This window comes from Amedibacillus dolichus DSM 3991 (assembly GCF_000154285.1).
Lineage (GTDB): Bacteria > Bacillota_I > Bacilli_A > Erysipelotrichales > Erysipelotrichaceae > Amedibacillus > Amedibacillus dolichus.
Genome location: NZ_DS483462.1, coordinates 37,599 through 58,373 on the forward strand (window position 1 = coordinate 37,599; position 20,775 = coordinate 58,373).

A 20,775-nucleotide genomic window follows, 5' to 3' on the forward strand; every position below is an offset into this window, starting at 1 on the left:
CTATGAAGGTTATTGTAGCATGTGATTCCTATAAAGGCTGTATGACTTCAAAACAAGTCGCAAAGCAAATTACTGCCGGAATTCATGAGGTTAATGCATCATGTGAGGTTCTTTCCTATGTGATTGGCGATGGTGGAGAAGGAACGGTACAAGCTTTTAAAGAAACGATGCATGGCGAAAATGTAGGTGTTGCGACAACAGATGCGTATGGTCGAAAAATACAAAGTGAATATGCTATTATCGAAGATGGGAAAACGGCTGTCATCGAGGTTGCTAATATCATTGGCTTATCTATGCACCCAAGAGAAAAGCGAGCTCCTTTATATGCCGGAAGCTATGGTGTGGGAACGGTTATGCTAGATGCTATTGAAAAGGGCTGTAAGAAAATTATCGTAGGTTTGGGTGGCAGTGCAACCAATGATTGTGGGATAGGACTTTTGCAATGTTTAGGTGCACGCTTTTACGATGCCAATCATCAATATCTTTCTCCGCAGGCTGTGAATTTGGATAAGGTGCGCTATATTGATTTTCATCGTTTAAAGGAATTACAGGATATTGAGCTGATTGCCGCTTGTGATGTAAAAAATCATGTGCTTGGAGAGCAGGGGGCTACTTATGTGTTTGGTCGTCAAAAGGGATTGACACAAGCACAGCTACATAAGATTGAACATGGAATGGAAAACTTCTGTTATCAGATCAAGCGTTATAAGAAAATAGATTTAAATAGCTTGGAAGGTGGAGGAGCTGCCGGAGGGCTAGGCGCGATATTTATAGGTTTATTAGGTGCACGTATGGAAAGCGGTATTGATTTATTGTTAAGCTATGGTGATATGGAAAAGCAGATACAGGATTGCGATTTGGTAATTACCGGAGAAGGTCAAAGCGATGCTCAAACACTGTTTGGTAAGGTGCCAATGGGTATTTTGCAGGTTGCCAAGCGTTATCATAAGCCATGTATTTGTATTAGCGGAGCTTTGGGCATCGGTTATCAAAAGTTATACGATGTTGGATTTATCGGTGTATTCAGTATTGCCGATCGTGCTATGAGCTTTTTGCAGGCGTTGGAGCAAGCACCGGAAAAGCTAAAGAATGCTACGGTGGCAATCATGCGAACCATTGATTATTTTTATCGTTCATGATGTTTAAGAGGATAGTGTTCCTCTTTTTTTATTGCGATTGACAAAAGGATAGGAAATGTTTTATAATACATATGAACAAATGTTCATGTATTAAATGGAGGTTAGGATATGAAAATGGACGCACCTGTTTGTGAAGAAATTACAGTTCATGAAGAAATTATCAATCATGTAAATAAAGAGATGCTGACAATGGAGGAATATCATGATTTGGGAACTTTGTTTAAAATGTTTTCCGATCCGACACGCTTGCGAATACTGAGTTTGTTGTTTCAATCGGAAATGTGTGTATGTGATATTGTGGCATTGTTGGATATGACACAATCGGCGGTATCGCATCAGCTGAGTGTTTTACGGGCAAATCGTTTAATTAAGTATCGTCGTGTCGGGAAAAATATTTATTATTCCTTAGATGATGAACATATACAATATATATTCAATGCCGGAGTTGAGCATATTCAAGAGCATTAAAGCGAGGTGATTAGAATGCAAAAGCAATTTATATTAGAGGGTTTGGATTGCCCGAATTGTGCCATGAAGGTAGAGCGTGGTGTAGCAAAGCTAAGTGGTGTAAAAGAAGCAAGCGTTGATTTTACACATAAAAAGCTGTTTGTTGATTATGAAGGGGATATGAGTGATCGAATCAAAGCTACGATCATTGCATTGGAACCAAACATTCATGTTGTTGAAAAGCAAGGAAAGTCTAACCATGAGCACACTCATAAACATCATCAGCATTCCCATGCGCATTGCGACTGCCATGAGCATGATAGCTGTTCTTTACAGGAAACATTAATCAAGCAGCCCCTTGCTAATGCACAAAGACTGTATATCAAGGGCTTGGATTGTGCAAGCTGTGCTGCCAAAATTGAGCAGTATGTTCAAAATATGGAAAATGTAAAACAGGCAAGCTTGAATTTTTCCAATGGTGTACTTTACGTAGAACTGAAAGAAACACAGCTTTCTGAAAAGACGTTAAAAGAAATCGTGCAAGTGATTCCAACATTGGAAGATGGTGTTGAGGTGGCGATGGAGCATGAAGAAAAAAGCGATTCTTCGCAAGCAGGCTTATTTTCCGTAAAAAAGAATTGGCGTTTGTATGTGGGAATCGTATTGTTTCTAACAGCTCTATGCTTAGAGGATACGGTTTATGGCATTTGGCTTTTTGCAGCTGCTTATCTGCTTGTCGGTATGCGGGTCTTGCTTGCGGCCTTGAAAAATATCATGCGAGGAGAGATTTTTGACGAGAATTTTTTGATGGGTATTGCGACATTAGGTGCTTTTGCTATTGCTTCATATGAGGAAGCAGTTGCGGTTATGATTTTTTATGAAATCGGTGAAATGTTTCAAGCCTATGCAGTGGAGCGTTCGCGGGCATCAATTTCCGATTTGATGGATATTCGTGCCGATCATGCCAATAAGTTGGTTGATGGAGAAGAAATTACAGTATCTCCCGAAGCGGTTCATCAAGGTGATATCATTGTACTAAAACCGGGAGAAAGAGTCCCTTTGGACGGTATTGTTATTGCAGGAAGCGGAAGTTTGGATACCTCGGCATTAACAGGAGAAAGCATGCCAAGCGATGTGAAAGAAGGACAGGAAATCTTAGCCGGTTCCTTGAATTTAAACAGTGTTTTACAGCTGCGAGTTACCAAAGAATATGGACAGTCTACGGTAGCACGTATTTTAGAATTGGTAGAAAATGCCGGAAGCCGTAAAGCTCCAACGGAGCGATTTATCACAAAATTTGCCAGAATTTATACACCGGTAGTTGTGGGATTAGCAGCCTTGCTTGTAGTTTTGCCGATGTTATTGGTACCGAATGCAGAGCTATCCGATTGGCTGTATCGTGCATTAACATTCCTTGTTGTTTCTTGTCCATGTGCTCTTGTGATTTCTATACCTTTGGGATTGTTTGCCGGTATCGGAGCTGCCAGCCGCCATGGTATTTTAATCAAAGGCGGTAATATTTTGGAGGCTTTGAAAGATATTGACAGTGTTGTATTCGATAAAACCGGTACATTGACGAAAGGAAGTTTTCAGGTAGAAAAAATTGTAGCATTACAAGGTGATGAGCCTGAGGTACTGCGATTGGCTGCGTATGCGGAAAGCTACTCTACTCACCCAATTGCCGTTTCTATTTGCAAGGCATACGATCATGAAATTGATAAAAGCAAGCTTTCTGGTTATGAAGAAATAGCCGGTAAGGGAATTGCGGTAAATTATGAGAAAAAAGCCGTTCTTGCCGGTAATGCGGGCTTGATGCAAAGTTATGGTATTGTATTTGAAGATACAGCTTCAGAAGCTAGTGTTGTGCATATTGCTTATGATGGTAAGTATATGGGATACGTGCTGATTGCCGATCAAATCAAAGAAACAAGCAAACAGGCAATGGCAGATTTGAAAAAGTTAGGCATTACGAAAACCGTAATGCTGAGCGGAGATCGTAAAGAGGCAGGAGAAGCTGTTGGTAAGGAACTTGGTTTGGATCAGGTATATACGCAGCTTTTGCCACAAGATAAGGTAGATAAGGTAGAGGAGCTATTAGCGCAGCAAGCAGCTGATAAAAAGCTAGCCTTTGTTGGTGATGGCATCAATGATGCGCCGGTATTGGCAAGGGCAGATATCGGTGTTGCGATGGGCGGTGTTGGTAGTGATGCCGCAATCGAAGCAGCGGATGTCGTTTTGATGAAAGATGATCCAAGTGCTTTGGCAGATGCTATTCGCATTGCGAAAAAGACGATGAACATCTTAAAACAAAATATTATATTTTCGCTTGTTGTAAAGATAAGTGTGCTGATTTTGGCAGTATTTAATATGACAAATATGTGGGTAGGCGTATTTGCCGATGTCGGAGTAACGCTGTTGGCAGTTATTAACTCTATGCGAGCTTTGCGTATGAAGCTAAGATAAAGGTAAAAGTATTTACGAAGTACAAAGAAAGGGAACATTGAAGTTCTCTTTTTTGCTTTCACTGTGGTGATGACAGACTATGAAAATAATTATGAAAATCTTTTAAATCGGTTGATAAACTGTTTCACAAACAGTATAATATAAAGGAATTAGTTTTTTGTATGAGCTTGGAAAGTGATGTGTAAGAATGGAAAATTGGCAAGAGGTATATGCAAGCGCCAAGCAGCGCTGTCATAAATGTCGGTGCTGCCCGCAATGCAATGGTGCAGCTTGCCGAGGAGAAACTCCGGGTCCCGGTGGAAAGGGTAGCGGGAATGCTTTTGTTCGTAATATTGATATGCTGAAGCAAGTATTTATTACAATGGATACAATCAGTGAAAATACGGAAATTTCAACGCAGACGGATTTTTTCGGACATGAGGTTTCACTACCTGTTTATGCCGCTCCGATTAGTGGTATTCGTTTGAATTATGGGGCTGATTTAGATGATTTGACCTATACACAGGAGCTTGTGGAGGGTTGTTTAGCTGCGGGAAGCTTGGCTTTTAGCGGTGATGGAATGTATGATGAAATGTTTTGCGGTCCAATGGATATTATTGCCAAGCATCAAGGATATGGTATACCGACGATCAAGCCATGGAGCGAAAGTGATATGGAGTGGCGTATAAAGCTTGCTAAAGAGGGAAAAGCACTTGCTATTGCTTCGGATATTGATGCCAGCGGGCTTACCAATTTACGAAACAGTGTAACTCCGGTCGGCTTTAAAAATGTAGAGGAACTAAAGAAAATTAAAAAAATGGCGGAAATGCCGGTTATTTTAAAAGGAATTTTAAGTGTTAAAGGAGCAAGGAAGGCTTTGGAAGCCGGTGTAGATGGCATTATTGTTTCCAATCACGGAGGACGTGTGTTAGATGATTGCTTATCCGGTATTGAGGTGTTGGAGGATATCGTTAAAGCGGTAGATGGCAGAATGAAGATTTTTGTCGATGGCGGCTTTCGAAGCGGTAACGATGTATTTAAAGCACTCGCTTTAGGGGCAGACGGTGTTTTGATCGGTAGACCGATATCCCATGCTGTGATTGGTGATGGAGCTAACGGTGTAAAGTTATATTTGGAAAAGATACAGCTGGAATTGAAGGAAGCCATGGCTATGGCAGGCTGTAAAACAATTAAGGATATTCAACGAGAGCATGTTTGTGTAAAGTTTTAAAAGGGAGGAGAAAAGTATGAATACGTATGAGAATAATGCATTTTTTTGGCAAAAGCTAGATACCTTGCTGTTATCTAGTAAGTTGGTTGTCGATCGTCCGAGAAATTCTAGTCATTATAAATATTCTAATTTGGTATATCCGGTAGATTATGGATATTTGAATGATACCATGAGTTCTGATCAATCACCGATTGATGTATTTCGCGGTTCTGAAAAAAGCAGCTTGGTACAGGCGATTGCCGTATCAGCTGATATTTTGAAAAAGGATTGTGAGGTAAAGCTGTTGGTTGGTTGCAGTGAAGAGGAAATTCACGATATATTGGAGTTTTTAAATCAAACCGAATTTCAAAAAGCCGTGTTATTAAGACGTGGAAATGAGGTTCCCGAGTGGGCACAAAACGATTAAGCTGAGCAATCAGCTTTTTTTCATGTTTCTGTTTACTTACACATATAGTGAAGCAGGAGGCTGTCTATGAAGAAATGTTGTTTTTGTTTGCTTTGGATCGTGCTATTGCTTGGTTGTAAAGATACGATAGGCTATTTTCATGATGACACGATACAAGTCGAGCGTCTGTTTGATGAAATTCAACAAAATACACTTGATCGCGTGTGGGAGTTTGGACTATTGGAGGAACAGTTTTGGAATCGAGCACGAATTGCAGAGGAATATGGAATAAATACAAAGGGAATGGAGGTTTATATTAAGAGTGCGGTTAGTGAAGCGGAACTGTGTGAAATAGCGATATGGAAAAAAGATACCAACGATGATAAGCTAATTTACAATGCGTTTCGTTATCGCCTAGAGCATTTGGAAGAAAGGTGGGGAGATTATCTTGTGAAAGCAGATGCTTTGTTAAAAGATCCTGCAATCGGGCAGCTTGGATCGTATTATTATATGATTCTTGGCGAGGATAACGAAAAGGTGGTACACTATATACAGAAGTATAAATAAAGCAGGGTGATATGATGGAAAAGCTATTTCGTATTTATGAGGAATTTACATCGTTTGAAGGAAGTCTTTTTAAATATGCATTGTCATTTTCAATTCTTTTGGCTATTGCACCGTCGATTTTGTTGTTTTCCATGCTTTTTCGCTATGCGTATTTGCCGATTGATATGGTATTGAATTTTGTACGCAGCTTTTTGCCGGATATCAATGCAGAGACATTGGATCAGATTTTTTTGTTTTTTGTAGATAAGGATTATGGAATCTTAAGTTTTATTATTACCGCCTGTACGTCCTTCTATCTGGCTTCCAGAAGTATTTTTTCCTTTTTGCTGATTAGTGCCGCTCATGAAAAGGTTGATGTTCCCAAATGGTCGATTCGTATTAAAGCAGTTGTTATGTTTGTGTTTTTAACGGTGGTTTTGTTAGCCGGTGTGTATTTGACTACGAAGTTCAGTAAGTTGTTTCCGCTGATTTCCGCCGGTTTAATGCTGTTTATGTTTACAGCTACTTATCGTATGCTGAGCTTTCGTAAGCGAAATGTAAGCTTTGGATTTATCGGTGGTATGTTTACAACCTTGGGTATCATGGGATTAGCGGATTTGTTTATCAGTATCGTGCATAATTTTACTTCCTATGAGGATATTTACGGGCCGATTGCAGTTCTTGTAACATCTTTGCTTGCAATCTATTTAATATCCTGTATCATTTATTTAGGCTTTTGTATCAACATGGTGTTTGAAGAGGACTATGGAAATGAGGAAGCATTGGTGATGAAGCATGCTAAATTCTTTGCTGTATGCTTACGAGTGCATGATCAAATGACAAAACGAATTATAAAATCGTAAGGGGAAATGGTATGAAAACAGTAATTAAAAAAATCGGAATCAATGGTGAAGGAATCGGTTATTTGAATCGTACGCCGGTATTTGTGCCGGGAGCTTTGCTTGATGAGGAAATTGATGTAAAAATTGTTACTAAGGAAAAGCGCTATGCGATAGGTAGTGTGAACTATATTATTAAGAAAAGCAAGGATCGCATACAGCCGAAATGTTTTGTGCATCATGCATGTAAAGGGTGTCCGCTGATGATTGCGAAATATCCTGCACAACTACAGTATAAGCGTTCTTTATTGAAGCAGTCATTGATAAAATATGCACAGGTTGATCCTCGTAAAGTCGAAAAAGTTATCGGCAGTGAGGAAATCTTCGGATATCGCAATCAATGTAAGCTTCCGGTTTCATTGAATAAGGAAGGACAGCTTTGCAGTGGGTTTTATCTTCCAAACTCTAATATTTTTACGGAAATGAAGAAATGCATTGTTCATGATCGGGGAGTAGAGCGTATTCGTCATGAGGTTATTGAGGTGTTAAAAAGGTTTGGTATACAGCCATATAATCATCATACAAAATCGGGAATACGTTCTTTGGTTGTACGTGGTTTTGATGGAAAGTATCAATGCACATTAGTAACCGGTCATGACGAGCTGTCTTGTTCGTTAATAGAGGATATTTTACATATTAGAGGAATGTATAGCTTATGGCAGAGCATTCATACAGTGAAAAATACAGCAGAGGTATTTGGAAAGCAAATGGTTCATTTAGGTGGGGAGAAACAACTTCCGTTCCATTTCGATGGTTTGGATTTGGAAGTATCACCACGTTCCTTCTTTCAGCTAAATACGGCACAGGCTAAGGTGTTATACCAAACGATTGCTTCACTTGTAAAAGGGCATAAGAAGCGAATTGTGGAAGCGTATAGTGGAATCGGAGCGATTTCTTTATATTTGAGGGATAAAGCAGATGAGATTATCGGAATTGAAACGATTAAGGACGCTGTTGTGAATGCAAATCAAAATGCGAAGCGTAATCATTGTGAGCATGTGAGATTTCTATGTGATGATGCAGCTAGTAAGCTTACGTATTTATCGAAAAATAAGGAGATTGATGTACTTGTGGTCGATCCGCCAAGAAGCGGTTTGGACGATGCGATGTTGGAGTGTCTTTTGAGAAGTAAGATTAAGGAAATTATTTATGTTTCTTGTAATCCGGCAACGTTAGGGAAAAATTTGGCTGTGTTGCAGGAAAAGTATAGAGTACAGAGGGTTATTCCGATTGATATGTTTCCTAATACACAGCATGTTGAGACGGTAGTTCTTTTGTCCCACAAAAAAGCCGATAGTTATATCCACATTGATGTGGAGTTTGGAGAGGGCGAGGGCAAGATTCCGGTAGATAGTATTGCTAAAAGAGCCGAAGCGTACAAGCCCAAAGAAAAAGTGACCTACAAAATGATTAAGGAGTACATAGAAGCGAAATACGGCTTCAAGGTACATACCGCGTATATCGCAGAGGTAAAGCGAAATTTGGGATTGCCGATGTATGATGCTCCTAATGCGGTAGAAGAATTGAAACAGCCGAGGAAACATCCGACACCAGAAAAGGTAGAAGCAATCAAAGATGCACTTCGTTATTTTGCAGTGATATAAAACTTTACTTACAATCGAATATTTCTTACATAGCCGTTTATTCATTTATTTGAGTAAGCGGCTTTTTTCATCCCTATTTTTCGGAATAGGGATATTTTTTGTAGAAGGAGGAGGTTTATTTGAACACGCAAATCATCGCCATCGCCAACCAGAAAGGCGGCGTTGGCAAAACAACAACCTGTGCGAACTTGGGAATAGGTCTGGCACAGGCCGGAAAGAAAGTGCTTCTGATTGACGGGGACCCGCAAGGAAGCCTGACAATCAGCTTGGGAAATCCGCAACCGGACAAGCTGCCATTTACACTGTCGGATGCAATGGGCAAAATTCTGATGGATCAGCCTATACGCCCCGGAGAAGGTATTCTGCATCATGCAGAAGGCGTTGACCTGATGCCTGCGGACATCCAGTTATCCGGTATGGAGGTATCCCTGGTAAACGCCATGAGCCGTGAGACTATCTTGCGGCAATATCTGGACACGCTGAAGGGGCAATACTCCCATATCCTCATCGACTGCCAGCCCTCCCTGGGTATGCTCACAGTCAATGCGCTGGCCGCTGCGAACAGGATCATAATTCCCGTTCAGGCAGAGTATCTGCCCGCCAAAGGACTGGAACAGCTGCTCTCCACGGTAAACAAGGTAAAGCGGCAGATCAACCCCAAGCTCCAGATAGACGGTATCCTGCTGACGATGGTGGACAGCCGAACCAACTTTGCCAAAGAGATCTCCGCGCTCCTGCGTGAGACCTATGGCAGCAAGATCAAAGTATTCGGCACAGAGATCCCCCACTCTGTCCGGGCAAAGGAAATTAGCGCAGAGGGAAAAAGTATTTTCGCCCATGACCCTGGCGGCAAAGTGGCAGAGGGGTATCGAAATCTGACGAAGGAGGTGTTGAAACTTGAAAAGCAGCGCGAAAAAAATAGAGCTGGCCTCGGTAGATGATCTATTCTCCACCGAAGAAGGCCGTCAAGATGCAAAGCTGGAAAAGATTCAGGAGATTCCGCTGTCTGAGCTGCATCCCTTTAGGAACCACCCATTCAAAGTCAAGGATGACGAAGCCATGATGGAGACCGCTGACAGTATCAAGCAGTATGGCGTTCTGGTTCCGGCGATTGCTCGACCGGACCCAGAGGGCGGTTATGAGCTGGTAGCCGGACACAGGCGGCACAGAGCCAGTGAACTGGCAGACAAGGAGACCATGCCAGTCATTGTTCGGGATTTGGATGATGATGCCGCCACGATCATTATGGTTGACAGCAATTTGCAACGAGAAAGCTTGCTCCCAAGTGAAAGAGCCTTTGCCTACAAGATGAAGCTGGACGCCATGAAACATCAGGGAGAGCGAGTTGATTTAACTTCGTCCCAAGTTGGGACGAAGTTGAGAGCCGATGAAATATTGGCTCAGCAGGCTGGTTCAAGCAGAAATCAAATTCAGCGCTATATCCGTCTGACAGAGTTGATTCCCGAACTGCTGGACATGGTGGATGAAAAGAAGATTGCCCTGAACCCTGCCTATGAGCTGTCCTTTCTCAAAAAGGAGGAACAGGTAGACCTGTTGGACGCAATGGACAGCGAACAGGCTACCCCTTCTCTTTCTCAAGCCCAGCGGCTCAAGAAATACAGTCAGGAGGGGCATCTGACCCTCGATATGATGCGTGTCATCATGGGTGAGGAAAAGAAAAGCGATCTGGACCGAGTGACATTTACCTCTGACACCTTGCGGAAGTATTTCCCTAAAAGCTATACGCCCCAGCGGATGCAGGAAACCATCATCAAGCTGCTGGAGGCATGGCAGAAAAAGCGTCAGAGAGACCAGGAACGATGAAAGGAGCCGCCTATGAGGGATATTTCAGCCCGTGAGCTGAAAGGACACAACATTCTCGCCGTAGAGAGGTTTTGGGATGACACACGCTGGATGATTGAGTTTTCCGTCCTGCGTCCCAGCGCAGCTTACGGCAGTCCCGGAGAGGAAATGCGGCTGTTTTTGACCGAGGACGGGTATCAGGCCGCTCTGCAAAGCCAGCAGCGCCGGGAGATCAAGATCAAGCGTTACGCTCGTGTGATTGAGGGACATATCCTCGATTTCAAACCGGGAAAACGCCGCCGCTCATAAACCCATACAACGAAAGGAAAGGAATGACTATGTGTACGGTAAAGGAAATTCAAGAAGCAATCCGGGAAGATTGCAAATCTCAGCATGACATGGATACAACGGATATTGACCGCGTGATGCAAACACTTCCTTTCGCCCAGGAGGAGCCATTTGCAGAGGCGCGTCTTCAAAAGCCGCTGTTTTGGTTCTATGCAAGAAAATTTGAAAAGTGTTGAACACCGCAATTCTTTGGAATGAGGATTGCGGTTTTTTGTACCCAAAATTCAGAAGGAGTGAGGTCGATGGCCGTTTTTCGCATTGAACGGACCCGTGATTATACCGTGATGAGCAATCATCATTTACGAAATGCAAATCTGTCGTTAAAAGCCAAGGGGCTGCTTTCCATGATGCTGTCTTTGCCAGAGGACTGGAATTACACCACCCGTGGTCTTGCAAAGATTTGTAAGGAGGGCGTGGATGCCATAGGCGCTGCGTTGCGGGAATTGGAGGCTGCCGGTTACATTGTGCGGCACAAACTGCGTGACCGCCAGGGACGCATCAGTGATACGGAGTATGTCATATATGAGCAGCCACAGCCGAAGAACCCGGATACGCCCCAGCCGGATATGGCTTCACCAGATACGGAAAACCCGTATCTGGATAAACCGGATACGGAAAAGCCCGCAGAATTAAATATAGAGAAATCAAATACAGAAAAAACAATTACTTATGGATCAAGTACCGATTCTATTCCCTTCCGGGAGCCAGCGGCAGCACAGCTGCCGGAACGGAAAGGAAGGGATGCGATGTCTGTCTCAGAGATGGAAAGTTATCGGGATTTGATTCTGGAGAACATCGAGTATGACCACCTGTGCCGGGAGTTTACCACCTACCGGGAGGACCTGGACGAGATTGTGGAGCTGATGGTGGAGACTGTCTGCGCCAAGCGGAAAACCACCCGGATCGCTGGCAGTGACTTCCCCCATGAGGTGGTGCGCTCCCGTTTTTTGAAGCTGGACAGCGAGCATATCCGGTTTGTCATGGACAGCTTACAGAAAAACACCACCGAGGTCCGCAACATGAAGCAGTATCTGCTTGCGGTGCTGTTCAACGCGCCGACCACGATCAGCAACCACTACACTGCACAAGTCAACCACGATATGTATGCAGGCGGCTGGTAAACAGCCGCTTTTCTGCTGCCCGGATACACCGGGAGAAAGGATTTTGCCATGAAACGACCCCTTGCTTACATTACGGCTCCCTGGAGCAACAGACAGTATGAGAACGCCGAGAACGCTGCGGCCTACTGCCGTCAGGTGTACGACGCCGGGTATTCGCCCATCTGCCCGGTGCTGTTCCTGCCCACCTTCCTCAAGGACGACATTCCCCAGGAACACAAGGACGGTCTGGATATGGCGCGGGACTACCTGCGCCGTTCCCATGTGCTGGTGGTCTGCGGCCACGGCATCGACGAGATCGTGAAGAATGACATTGCCACCGCCGAGCGCCTGCGGATTACCGCCACCACCCTGGACGGCATCCTGACCGTGAAGGGCCAGGGGCGTGGGAAAGGAGGTGCGCGCCATGCCTGAGCGTAAGACTGTGGGCCAGCTGATGGAGGAAATGCGCCTCAAGGCCGGGGCGCAGAACTACCACGGCCACGAATACATGGATTTGCAACGGTTTGCCGAGGACACCCGGCACATGATTATTTTTGATGTGCTGACGAACGATTCCCCTGTTGGCTGGAAAGGCGAACGAACCCGCCTGTTCCTGTCGGATACCGGTTATGAAAAAGCACTGGATAGTCAGGAAAAGGGGCAGATTAAGATTTTGAGCCACGCAAAGGTGCGTCAGGGCAATCTGCACTATGACCGTACTGACCAGTTACGCTAAGGAGGGCGGTATGAAGCGTTATCTTCTGCGGCGGCTGGTGGTTCCGCCTTAGCAAAAATGAGATTCCCTGCAAACTTCGTGGAAAGGAGGCGTTGAAAATGCAGGAAGAAGTGGAAAACAGAACTTTGACGCTGGTTGTCAGTGGAACAAAGTTTACCGGCAGAATGTTTAAGGCTGCCATAAGCAAGTACATGGCACATCGAAAGGAAAAGAAGCTGGAAAAACAGAGAAGCCGTGATGCGCCGGTTGTTCCGCATGGAAAACAGACTGTGAAGCAGCTTGTCGGGCAGAATCAGGGAATATCCAACATTGAGATCACAGACCCCTCTATCAAGGAGTTTGAGAAAATCGCCCGGAAATATGGTGTGGATTATGCGGTGAAAAAGGACCGCAGCAGTTCTCCGCCAAAGTACCTGATTTTTTTCAAAGGCCGTGATGCAGATGCTCTGACAGCAGCTTTTACAGAGTACACCAACAAAAAAGTCAAAAAGGCAACGAAAACAGAGCGCTCGTCCGTACTGGCAAAACTTAACCAGTTCAAAGAGATGGTTAAAAATGCTGTGGTGGATCGCACCAAGCGAAAGGAGCTGGAACGATGAAAAAGACATTGGACATCAAAAAGCTCATTTTGCTGAATATGCCGTATATCCTGATGGGACTGTTTGCTACCAATTTTGGAGAAGCATGGCGAATGGCACAAGGGGCGGATGCTTCAGAAAAGTTTCTTTCGCTGATTGCGGTTCTGCCTGGAGCGCTGGAAAGTTTCTGGCCAAGCCTGCATCCATTGGACTTGTTGGTAGGGCTGTGCTGTGGAGGCAGTCTGAGGCTGGCGGTGTATCTTAAAAGCAAGAACGCCAAGAAATATCGACATGGTTTGGAATATGGTTCGGCCCGCTGGGGAACCCGTGAGGATATTGCACCTTACGTTGATCCTGTATTTCAGAACAATGTGATTCTGACGAAAACGGAGAGCCTGACCATGAACAGCCGCCCCAAGGACCCAAAGACTGCCAGAAACAAAAATGTACTGGTGATTGGCGGCTCCGGTTCCGGTAAGACCCGCTTCTGGCTCAAACCGAATCTGATGCAGATGCACAGCTCCTATGTTGTGACGGACCCGAAGGGAACAATTCTGGTGGAGTGCGGAAAAATGCTCCAAAGGGGTGCGCCCAAGCTGGGGAAGGACGGGAAGCCAGTAAAAGATAAAAATGGCAAAGTCATTTATGAACCGTATCGTATCAAAGTGTTGAACACCATCAATTTCAAAAAATCCATGCACTATAATCCATTTGCGTATATTCACAGCGAAAAGGATATTTTGAAGCTGGTGACAACGCTGATCGCCAATACCAAAGGCGAGGGAAAAGCCGGGGACGATTTCTGGGTCAAGGCAGAAACGCTTCTGTACTGTGCCCTTATCGGATATATCCATTATGAGGCTCCGGTGGAGGAACAAAACTTCTCCACCCTCATTGAGTTCATCAACGCCATGGAAGTCCGTGAGGATGACGAGGAGTTCAAAAACCCCGTAGACCTGATGTTTGATGCACTGGAAGCCGAGAAGCCAAACCACTTTGCGGTGCGCCAGTATAAGAAATATAAGCTGGCCGCCGGCAAAACAGCCAAGTCGATTTTGATTTCCTGCGGTGCGCGTCTGGCCGTATTTGATATTGCGGAGCTGCGCGAGGTTACATCCTACGATGAGTTGGAGCTGGATACGCTGGGAGACCGGAAAACCGCTCTGTTCCTCATTATGAGCGATACGGACGATTCCTTTAACTTCCTGATCTCCATGTGCTACACCCAGCTTTTCAACCTGCTTTGCGAAAAAGCTGACGATGTGTATGGCGGTAGGCTCCCGGTTCATGTGCGCTGCCTTATCGACGAGTGCGCCAACATCGGCCAGATTCCCAAACTGGAAAAGCTGGTGGCTACCATCCGAAGCCGTGAGATCTCAGCCTGTCTGGTGTTGCAGGCGCAAAGCCAGCTGAAAGCCATCTACAAGGACAACGCCGATACCATCATCGGCAATATGGATACCTCCATTTTCCTGGGCGGTAAGGAGCCGACCACTCTCAAGGAGCTGGCCGCAGTGCTGGGTAAGGAAACCATCGACACCTACAACACCGGAGAGAGCCGTGGGAGGGAAACATCCCATTCACTCAACTATCAAAAATTGGGGAAAGAGCTGATGAGCCAGGATGAGCTTGCTGTTATGGATGGCGGCAAGTGTATCCTCCAGCTGCGCGGTGTGCGTCCTTTCCTTTCGGATAAGTACGACATCACCAAGCACCCCAATTTCAAGTACACTGCCGACGCGGATGACAAGAACGCTTTTGATATTGAAGCATTCTTGTCCGCAAGGCTGAAACTCAAGCCCAATGAGGTCTGCGATGTATATGAAGTAGACACAAAGGGCGCTTAATTTCGTTCCGCTTTAGAAGGGAGTGATCTTATCTATTCGCCGCATCTGCCCTCTATGGGCCATTGGCGTACAAAGCGGACAATCGCAAGAAAAAAATAATGAAAAAGGAGGACAGCCGGAATCATGCCCCCGGAAACCGGGCGGCAGATTGTTCCGGCTTTTGTATGCCTATGAAACATGACAAACCTATTTTTTAATCAGATTCCGGCTAACAAACTATATGGCATTTTTTGAACAGGCAATTACCGTTCTTCAGACTCTCGTTATCGCTCTCGGTGCTGGTCTTGGTATCTGGGGCGTCATCAACCTCCTCGAAGGTTACGGAAACGACAACCCTGGTGCAAAATCACAGGGCATGAAGCAGCTCATGGCCGGTGCTGGTGTAGCCGTAGTCGGCATGGTCCTTGTACCTCTGCTCTCCGGGCTTTTCTCTGTCTAAGCGTCTCCGTATGAAATCCTTGCCGCTCCCGCAGCTTTGCGGGGGCGGCGGAAAGGAGGTTGACACCGTATGGATTTCTTACTTGAAGCCCTGACGAATTGGCTGAAAGAAATGCTGGTGGGCGGCATTATGAGCAACCTTTCGGGGATGTTTGACAGCGTAAACCAACAGGTCGCGGATATATCCGTACAGGTAGGCCAGACACCACAGGGATGGAATGGCAGTATTTTCAGCATGATTGAGAATCTGTCCAACTCCATCATGGTGCCGATTGCAGGTGTGATTCTGGCTATCGTGATGACCGTAGACCTGATCCAGATGATTGCAGACAAGAACAACCTGCATGATGTGGATACCTGGATGATTTTCAAGTGGGTGTTCAAATCAGCTGCCGCCATCCTCATTGTCACAAACACATGGAATATCGTGATGGGCGTCTTTGATATGGCGCAGAGCGTGGTGGCGCAGGCGGCAGGGATTATCAATTCGGATGCGTCCATTGACATTTCCTCAGTTATGACCGATCTGGAACCGAGGTTGATGGAAATGGATTTGGGACCGCTGTTCGGACTGTGGTTCCAATCCCTCTTTATTGGCATTACCATGTGGGCGTTGTATATCTGTATCTTTATCGTTATTTATGGCCGTATGATCGAGATCTACCTTGTAACTTCGGTGGCTCCCGTTCCAATGGCTGCAATGATGGGCAAAGAATGGGGCGGTATGGGACAGAATTACCTCCGATCCCTGCTGGCACTGGGCTTTCAGGCGTTTCTCATTATCGTCTGTGTGGCAATTTATGCTGTGCTGGTGCAGAACATCGCTCTGGAAGATGACATCATCATGGCAATCTGGAGCTGCGTGGGCTACACCGTACTGCTGTGCTTTACACTATTCAAAACCGGCAGCCTTGCAAAATCAGTCTTTCAGGCGCATTAAAACGGAAGGAGGTTTCCACATTGGCTTATGTACCCGTACCCAAGGACTTAACAAAAGTCAAAACAAAGGTCATGTTCAATCTGACCAAGCGACAGCTTATCTGCTTCACGGGCGGAGCACTTATTGGCGTACCGCTTTTCTTTTTGCTCAGAAAACCTACCGGAAACAGTGTAGCGGCTATGTGTATGATGCTGGTTATGCTGCCCTTCTTTATGCTGGCTATGTACGAAAAGCATGGCCAGCCGTTGGAAAAGATCGTGGGCAATATCATTCGCGTCACGGTGATCCGCCCCAGGCAGCGACCTTACCAGACCAACAACTTTTATGCCGTATTAAAGCGGCAGGAAATGCTCGATAAGGAGGTGTATGACATTGTTCACCGCAATAAAAAAATGGCTGCACCAGCTGTTCGGAAAAACCGAGGAAAAAGCTGTGCAGCCGGTCAAAACAAAGAAAAAGCTGTCCCGCGCCGACAGAAAGCAGATTGAAGCTGCCATTGCCCGCGCCAACCGCACGGACAGAAAAGGAAAATCGGCACAGGACAGTATCCCCTATGAACGGATGTGGCCGGACGGGATCTGCCGTGTATCGGACAACCACTACACAAAGACCATTCAGTTTCAGGACATCAACTATCAGCTCTCCCAAAATGAAGATAAGACCGCGATCTTTGAGGGCTGGTGTGATTTCCTCAATTATTTTGACAGCTCGATTCATTTCCAGCTGTCTTTTTTGAACCTTGCGGCATCGGAGGAGACCTTTGCAAACTCCATTTCCATCCCGCCCCAGAGGGATGCCTTTGATAGTATCCGCGAGGAATACACCACAATGCTGCAAAATCAGCTGGCCAGAGGCAACAACGGTCTCATCAAGACCAAATACCTGACCTTTGGTATCGACGCAGACAGCATCAAAGCCGCCAAGCCCCGTCTGGAGCGTATTGAGACCGATATACTCAACAACTTCAAGCGTCTTGGTGTAGCTGCCAGAACGCTGGACGGTAAAGAAAGGCTTTCTCAGCTTCATGCGGTATTCCACATGGATGAACAGCTCCCGTTTCAGTTTGAATGGGACTGGCTGGCTCCTTCCGGTCTGTCCACAAAGGATTTTATTGCACCAAGCTCCTTTGAGTTCCGCACCGGCAAGCAGTTCCGTATGGGCAAGAAATACGGGGCTGTTTCTTTTTTGCAGATTCTCGCACCGGAGCTGAATGACCGTCTGTTGGCTGATTTTCTGGATATGGAAAGCTCGCTCATTGTGAGTATGCACATTCAGTCGGTGGATCAGGTGAAAGCCATCAAAACGGTAAAGCGCAAGATTACCGACCTTGACCGCAGTAAGATCGAGGAACAGAAAAAAGCAGTTCGTGCCGGATACGACATGGACATCATTCCATCTGACCTTGCTACTTACGGCAGTGAAGCGAAAAAACTCTTGCAGGATTTGCAGAGCCGCAACGAGAGAATGTTCCTTTTGACCTTTCTGGTGCTGAACACAGCGGACAATCCCCGTCAGCTTGGCAACAACATTTTCCAGGCAGGCTCCATTGCCCAGAAGTATAACTGTCAGCTGACCAGGTTGGACTTTCAGCAGGAAGAAGGGCTGATGAGCTGTCTGCCCCTGGGACTCAATCAGATCGAAATCCAGCGAGGACTGACCACCAGTTCTACGGCTATCTTTGTACCGTTCACCACACAGGAATTATTCCAGAACGGCAAAGAGGCTCTGTACTACGGCATCAACGCCCTGTCCAACAACCTCATCATGGTGGATCGAAAGCTGCTGAAAAACCCCAACGGCTTGATTTTGGGTACACCGGGTTCCGGTAAGTCCTTCAGCGCAAAACGAGAAATCGCCAACTGCTTTTTGCTTACCAGTGATGATGTCATTATCTGTGACCCGGAAGCGGAGTACGCACCTCTTGTTGAACGTCTGCATGGGCAGGTCATCAAGATCTCGCCTACCTCCACCAACTACATCAATCCGATGGACCTGAACCTGGACTACTCGGATGATGAAAGCCCGCTGTCCCTCAAGTCTGATTTTATCCTCAGCTTATGTGAGCTGATTGTGGGCGGTAAGGAGGGCTTGCAGCCGGTGCAGAAAACCATCATCGACCGCTGTGTGCGTCTGGTCTATCAGACTTACCTCAATGACCCGCGCCCGGAGAATATGCCCATACTGGAGGACCTATATAACCTGCTTCGGGAACAGGAGGAAAAGGAAGCCCAGTATATCGCTACGGCCCTTGAAATCTATGTAACCGGCTCCCTCAATGTGTTCAACCACCAGAGCAATGTGGACATCAACAACCGCATTGTCTGCTATGACATCAAGGAACTGGGCAAGCAGCTCAAGAAAATCGGTATGCTGGTGGTACAGGATCAGGTGTGGAACCGCGTTACCATCAACCGCGCTGCCCACAAGTCCACCCGTTACTACATCGACGAGATGCACCTGCTTTTGAAGGAGGAACAGACCGCTGCCTATACAGTGGAAATCTGGAAGCGATTCCGTAAATGGGGTGGTATTCCGACAGGTATCACCCAGAATGTCAAAGACCTTTTGAGCAGCCGCGAGGTAGAAAACATCTTTGAAAACTCCGACTTCGTGTATATGCTCAACCAGGCAGGCGGAGACCGCCAGATACTTGCCAAGCAGCTGGGCATTTCCACACACCAGCTTAGCTATGTGACCCACTCCGGTGAGGGCGAGGGCCTGCTGTTCTATGGTTCCACGATCCTGCCTTTCGTGGATCACTTCCCGAAGAATACCGAGCTGTACCGTATTATGACCACCAAACCTCAGGAACTGAAAAAGGAGGATGAATGATTATGAACCCCAACATTTTGAATCAAAACCCGCTGATGTTTTTTGACAGGGCGGTAAATGCCCAGCGTAGCCAGCTGCTTACGGTCATGGCTGATGCGGTAAGTGAGTGCCGCACGGCGGCAGATCAGGCAGCCGAACTGAATGAGACCGGTCAGGTGGGGCTGCTCCGTCTGGCAGAGGTCTGGAGCATCATCCGTGCCAAGGAAGGTATGGGTGGTCTGGTTCTGGAAGGAACCGAAGCGAAAATCCTGTCCGATGTGGTGGCACAGTTTTACGCCTACCTGTCCGGTTGTATGTTCAACGATCCTGTGGGAATGGCCATTTATGCAGAGCTGCACTACATGATGTCCTCCCTCATGCTGGGAGAATGGTTTGAATAAGGAGCCGCGCCTGCGCTTTACTGATGAGGAACGGTCTGACCCTGCACTGGAAAAGCCGATCCGTAAAGCGGAGAAAGCTGCGGCCAGAGCAGATAAGGCGCAGGCCAATATCCCAAAGAAAAAGGTCAGGCAGACGGTCATCGACCCGGATACCGGAAAAAAGACCTCGAAGCTGACCTTTGAGGACAAGAAAAAGCCACCCTCCAAACTTTCTCAAGGGGTCAAGGAAGCTCCCGTCCATCTGGTTGCGGGCAAACTCCACAAAGAGATCCGGGAAACAGAACAGGACAATGTGGGCGTGGAAAGCGCCCACAAGTCCGAGGAAGCGGTGGAGACCGGCGCTTATCTGGTGCGGGAGGGCTATCGCAGCCACAAGCTGAAGCCGTACCGCAAAGCAGCACAGGCAGAGCGCCAACTGGAAAAGGCAAATGTAAATGTTCTGTACCAGAAATCTTTGCAGGAAAATCCCCAGTTTGCCAGCAATCCACTTTCCCGCTGGCAGCAAAAGCAGGCCATCAAAAAGCAGTATGCCGCCGCCAAACACGCCGGTCAGACTGCCGGAAATACCGCCCAGGCTGCATCCAAAACCGGAAAAGCCGCAAGGACGGTAAAAGAAAAGGTACAGCAGGCAGGGGCATTCGTCATGCGCCACAAGAAGGGTTTCCTGATGGCAGGGGTTTTGTTCCTCATTACCTGTATGCTGATGAATACCATGTCCTCCTGCTCCATGATGGCGCAGAGCATCGGTTCCGTTCTCTCCGGCACCACCTATCCGTCGGATGACCCGGAAATGCTGGCGGTGGAGGCAGATTATGCAGCCAGAGAAGCCCAGTTGCAGGAGGAAATCGACAACATTGAAAGCAGCCACCCAGGGTATGACGAGTATCGCTATGACCTTGGTATGATCGGCCATGACCCTCATGAGCTGGCAGCATTTCTCTCTGCCGTCTTGCAAGGCTACACCCGGCAGAGCGCTCAGGCAGAGCTGGCGCGTGTGTTTGCAGCACAGTATCAGCTGACGCTTACTGAGGAAGTGGAGATTCGCTACCGCACGGAGACCTCCACCGACCCGGAGACCGG

23 protein-coding genes are annotated in these 20,775 nt (G+C 46.4%); all 23 read left to right on the top strand.

Annotation, left to right across the window (positions count from 1 at the left end; genetic code table 11):
- The first annotated feature begins 2 nt into the window (after window positions 1-2).
- Window positions 3-1,139, top strand: a complete 1,137-nt coding sequence (locus tag EUBDOL_RS00615; protein ID WP_022420095.1) for a glycerate kinase family protein — start codon at window positions 3-5, stop codon at window positions 1,137-1,139.
- Between the two features lie 108 nt (window positions 1,140-1,247).
- A complete protein-coding gene (locus tag EUBDOL_RS00620; RefSeq protein WP_004797463.1) occupies window positions 1,248-1,607 on the top strand; it encodes an ArsR/SmtB family transcription factor in 360 nt (119 codons plus the stop codon).
- A gap of 15 nt (window positions 1,608-1,622) precedes the next feature.
- The gene (locus tag EUBDOL_RS00625) at window positions 1,623-4,049 is read left to right on the top strand and encodes a heavy metal translocating P-type ATPase (protein ID WP_004797464.1); all 2,427 of its coding nucleotides are present in this window, start codon (window positions 1,623-1,625) and stop codon (window positions 4,047-4,049) included.
- Between the two features lie 187 nt (window positions 4,050-4,236).
- On the top strand, window positions 4,237-5,259 hold the full coding sequence (locus EUBDOL_RS00630) for an alpha-hydroxy-acid oxidizing protein (RefSeq protein WP_004797465.1): 1,023 nt from the start codon (window positions 4,237-4,239) through the stop codon (window positions 5,257-5,259).
- Window positions 5,260-5,275: 16 nt separating this feature from the next.
- Complete coding sequence (locus EUBDOL_RS00635; protein WP_004797466.1) at window positions 5,276-5,665, top strand: inorganic diphosphatase; 390 nt, start codon at window positions 5,276-5,278, stop codon at window positions 5,663-5,665.
- 66 nt (window positions 5,666-5,731) lie between these two features.
- Entirely contained in the window at window positions 5,732-6,211 is a 480-nt protein-coding gene (locus EUBDOL_RS00640; RefSeq protein ID WP_004797467.1) for a DUF4358 domain-containing protein, read from the top strand.
- Window positions 6,212-6,225: 14 nt separating this feature from the next.
- Window positions 6,226-7,053, top strand: a complete 828-nt coding sequence (locus EUBDOL_RS00645) for a YihY/virulence factor BrkB family protein (protein ID WP_004797468.1) — start codon at window positions 6,226-6,228, stop codon at window positions 7,051-7,053.
- 11 nt (window positions 7,054-7,064) lie between these two features.
- Window positions 7,065-8,693, top strand: a complete 1,629-nt coding sequence (gene rlmD / locus EUBDOL_RS00650) for a 23S rRNA (uracil(1939)-C(5))-methyltransferase RlmD (RefSeq protein WP_004797469.1) — start codon at window positions 7,065-7,067, stop codon at window positions 8,691-8,693.
- 119 nt (window positions 8,694-8,812) lie between these two features.
- On the top strand, window positions 8,813-9,634 hold the full coding sequence (locus EUBDOL_RS00655) for a ParA family protein (RefSeq protein ID WP_004797470.1): 822 nt from the start codon (window positions 8,813-8,815) through the stop codon (window positions 9,632-9,634).
- Window positions 9,591-10,517 (top strand): ParB/RepB/Spo0J family partition protein, encoded by a 927-nt coding sequence (locus tag EUBDOL_RS00660; protein ID WP_004797471.1) that lies wholly within the window; start codon window positions 9,591-9,593, stop codon window positions 10,515-10,517. The genes EUBDOL_RS00655 and EUBDOL_RS00660 overlap by 44 nt, the downstream gene beginning before the upstream one ends.
- Before the next feature lie 12 nt (window positions 10,518-10,529).
- Complete coding sequence (locus EUBDOL_RS00665) at window positions 10,530-10,805, top strand: DUF5720 family protein (RefSeq protein ID WP_004797472.1); 276 nt, start codon at window positions 10,530-10,532, stop codon at window positions 10,803-10,805.
- Between the two features lie 29 nt (window positions 10,806-10,834).
- A complete protein-coding gene (locus EUBDOL_RS00670; RefSeq protein WP_004797473.1) occupies window positions 10,835-11,020 on the top strand; it encodes a hypothetical protein in 186 nt (61 codons plus the stop codon).
- Between the two features lie 66 nt (window positions 11,021-11,086).
- Window positions 11,087-11,965: a DUF6017 domain-containing protein gene (locus EUBDOL_RS00675; RefSeq protein WP_040462775.1), complete on the top strand. Its 879-nt coding sequence runs from the start codon at window positions 11,087-11,089 to the stop codon at window positions 11,963-11,965.
- Window positions 11,966-12,013: 48 nt separating this feature from the next.
- Window positions 12,014-12,376: a DUF7768 domain-containing protein gene (locus tag EUBDOL_RS00680; RefSeq protein ID WP_004797475.1), complete on the top strand. Its 363-nt coding sequence runs from the start codon at window positions 12,014-12,016 to the stop codon at window positions 12,374-12,376.
- On the top strand, window positions 12,369-12,680 hold the full coding sequence (locus EUBDOL_RS00685; RefSeq protein WP_004797476.1) for a DUF5720 family protein: 312 nt from the start codon (window positions 12,369-12,371) through the stop codon (window positions 12,678-12,680). Before EUBDOL_RS00680 ends, EUBDOL_RS00685 begins: the two co-directional genes overlap by 8 nt.
- A gap of 110 nt (window positions 12,681-12,790) precedes the next feature.
- Window positions 12,791-13,279 (top strand): PcfB family protein, encoded by a 489-nt coding sequence (locus EUBDOL_RS00690; RefSeq protein WP_425321177.1) that lies wholly within the window; start codon window positions 12,791-12,793, stop codon window positions 13,277-13,279.
- Complete coding sequence (locus tag EUBDOL_RS00695) at window positions 13,276-15,105, top strand: VirD4-like conjugal transfer protein, CD1115 family (RefSeq protein WP_004797478.1); 1,830 nt, start codon at window positions 13,276-13,278, stop codon at window positions 15,103-15,105. Before EUBDOL_RS00690 ends, EUBDOL_RS00695 begins: the two co-directional genes overlap by 4 nt.
- Before the next feature lie 220 nt (window positions 15,106-15,325).
- Complete coding sequence (locus EUBDOL_RS00700) at window positions 15,326-15,544, top strand: Maff2 family mobile element protein (protein WP_003525154.1); 219 nt, start codon at window positions 15,326-15,328, stop codon at window positions 15,542-15,544.
- Window positions 15,545-15,613: 69 nt separating this feature from the next.
- A complete protein-coding gene (locus EUBDOL_RS00705; protein WP_004797480.1) occupies window positions 15,614-16,483 on the top strand; it encodes a VirB6/TrbL-like conjugal transfer protein, CD1112 family in 870 nt (289 codons plus the stop codon).
- A 20-nt stretch (window positions 16,484-16,503) separates the two neighbouring features.
- Complete coding sequence (locus EUBDOL_RS00710; RefSeq protein ID WP_004797482.1) at window positions 16,504-16,971, top strand: PrgI family protein; 468 nt, start codon at window positions 16,504-16,506, stop codon at window positions 16,969-16,971.
- A complete protein-coding gene (locus EUBDOL_RS00715; RefSeq protein ID WP_040462776.1) occupies window positions 16,916-19,315 on the top strand; it encodes a VirB4-like conjugal transfer ATPase, CD1110 family in 2,400 nt (799 codons plus the stop codon). The genes EUBDOL_RS00710 and EUBDOL_RS00715 overlap by 56 nt, the downstream gene beginning before the upstream one ends.
- Window positions 19,315-19,695 (top strand): DUF3851 domain-containing protein, encoded by a 381-nt coding sequence (locus tag EUBDOL_RS00720; protein WP_425321178.1) that lies wholly within the window; start codon window positions 19,315-19,317, stop codon window positions 19,693-19,695. The genes EUBDOL_RS00715 and EUBDOL_RS00720 overlap by 1 nt, the downstream gene beginning before the upstream one ends.
- Window positions 19,688-20,775, top strand: a 1,088-nt coding sequence (locus EUBDOL_RS00725; protein ID WP_040462778.1) for a CD1108 family mobile element protein, incomplete at its 3' end; no start/stop codon positions are given. The genes EUBDOL_RS00720 and EUBDOL_RS00725, both read left to right, overlap by 8 nt.